The 1,855-nt window shown below is 47.2% G+C and carries 2 protein-coding genes; one reads left to right on the forward strand and one right to left on the reverse strand.

Features of this window, described 5'->3' with window-relative positions:
- A partial coding sequence (locus WCO51_13270) for a tetratricopeptide repeat protein (protein ID MEI6514223.1) occupies positions 1-1,577 on the forward strand: 1,577 nt, incomplete at its 5' end.
- Between the two features lie 93 nt (positions 1,578-1,670).
- Here WCO51_13270 and WCO51_13275 read toward each other — a convergent pair.
- Positions 1,671-1,855, reverse strand: a 185-nt coding sequence (locus tag WCO51_13275; protein MEI6514224.1) for a cysteine synthase A, incomplete at its 5' end; no start/stop codon positions are given.

The following is a 1,855-nucleotide window of genomic DNA, read 5'->3' on the forward strand; positions in this document are numbered from 1 at the left end:
GCAGTGCACTTCTACAAAATGGGGATTGTAAAGGTGCGGTTAATTCTTGTCGTGAGGCGTTACGCTTGGAACCAGAAGATGCTCGAAACTACCTCGCCCTTGGAACCGCGATGTGCCAATCAGGTCAGATTGATGAAGGGATCGAATTACTTCATCAGGCTGAAAAAATGGGTGATGATAATGTATGTGGAGATGCAGCTACCAAAATTGCCTGGTTTAATAGTTTTGGTAGGCCTGAAGGACTTTGTAATGTAGGAGAATTGCATTTAAGTGGCAATGAACTTGATAAAGCACTTACTGAATTCCGTAAAGCATTGTCTATAGATCCAAACTATGCAGATGCTCATTGGGGAATTGCCCGCGTGCTCCACCAGAAGGAAGAAATTCAAGGGGCAATACATCATCTTCAAGAAACCGTCAGATTGAATCCTCAGCATGGTAGAGCTTTCTTCAGCCTTGGGGTATTATTAAGCAAGGTTGGTGATGCAGAGGGGGCGTTGAATGCCAACCGTGGTGCTGTAGCGTATTTACCTGAGGATGCAACAGCAAGGTACAGCCTTTGTTTTAGTCTCGCACAACATGGAGAAACGATCGCTGCACTTGATGAATTACGCAAGGCTATCCAACTACAACCCGACTTACCGGCTGCATCGAAGGTATGTGCGGCAATGATTGTTCTTCTTATCGAAGAAGAAAATTATATTGAGGCCGGGAGGCAGATTAACACATATAAAGATATCCCTGGCCTACTTGACCCAGATGCAGTCACAGAATTTAGACGTGAAGCCTCGCGCCGCCAAGTAGTACTTACACTCGATACTCACCATAAAGAGAAGAATTATCGCAAAGCAATACAACAGTACAGGGCAGCGATTGAAATAGATCCCGAATATTCAGAAGCTCTTTATGGCTTGGGGGACTCACTCCATGATTTGAGCAAAACCTTATCTGGTGATGAGAAAACGAAAAAGCAACTAGAAGCTATTACGGCTTTTCGAGAACTTGTAAGGATTCATCCAGATTACGCAGATGGCTATAACACTTTAGGTATCGTTCTCGAAGAATCCGGTGATATACAAAGTGCGGTAGATAATTACCGCAAGGCTACCGAATGCGATCCTAGTCTAACAATAGCTCAGGACAACTATGAGAGAGCAAAAAAGATAGCGGATTTTGCTGAAATAAAGGGCATACACCATAGAATAATGGCTCTGGTAGAAACAGGTGAACAGTCAGAAAGAGAAGAAGCTAGGCACCGTCGTGAGAAGGAAGAAGCAAAGAAGTTGGCAGAAATCGCAACGCCGACCAGTAAGTTACCAAGTGCTAACCCATCCTCCGATACTGGTGGAGGTTGCTACATCGCCACTGCCTGCTACGGAAGTTATGACCATCCAGATGTACAGGTATTACGGCGGTTCCGAGACCAGGTTTTGATGCCGACAAAAATGGGACGCATGTTCACATCTACCTATTATAAACTTTCACCGGCTATTGCGATCCATCTCGGTAAAATTAAATGGCTGTCTTGTGCCATTCGCAGGTGGTTTTTGGAACCGCTAGTGCGAAAACTACGGTGATGCGCGAAATACCCATAACCCCGTTCTCATGGGCGTCCCATCCATGAGGTCGTAACGAATCGTGGCATGGGCGTCCCGCCCATGCCACAGGGATTACTCTTCCTTCAACACCGATTGAAAAGTGGCGGTGCTCAGGTAGCGGTCGCCGCTGTCGGGGAAGAGGGTTACTATTAGTTTGTTGGCGTTCTCCGGTCGTTTTGCCACTTCCACGGCGGCCCAGGCCGCGCCGCCGCTGGATATGCCGACGAAGAGGCCTTCTTCGCGCGCCAGGCGCAGGG

Source organism: bacterium, assembly GCA_037131655.1.
Taxonomy (GTDB): domain Bacteria; phylum Armatimonadota; class Fimbriimonadia; order Fimbriimonadales; family JBAXQP01; genus JBAXQP01.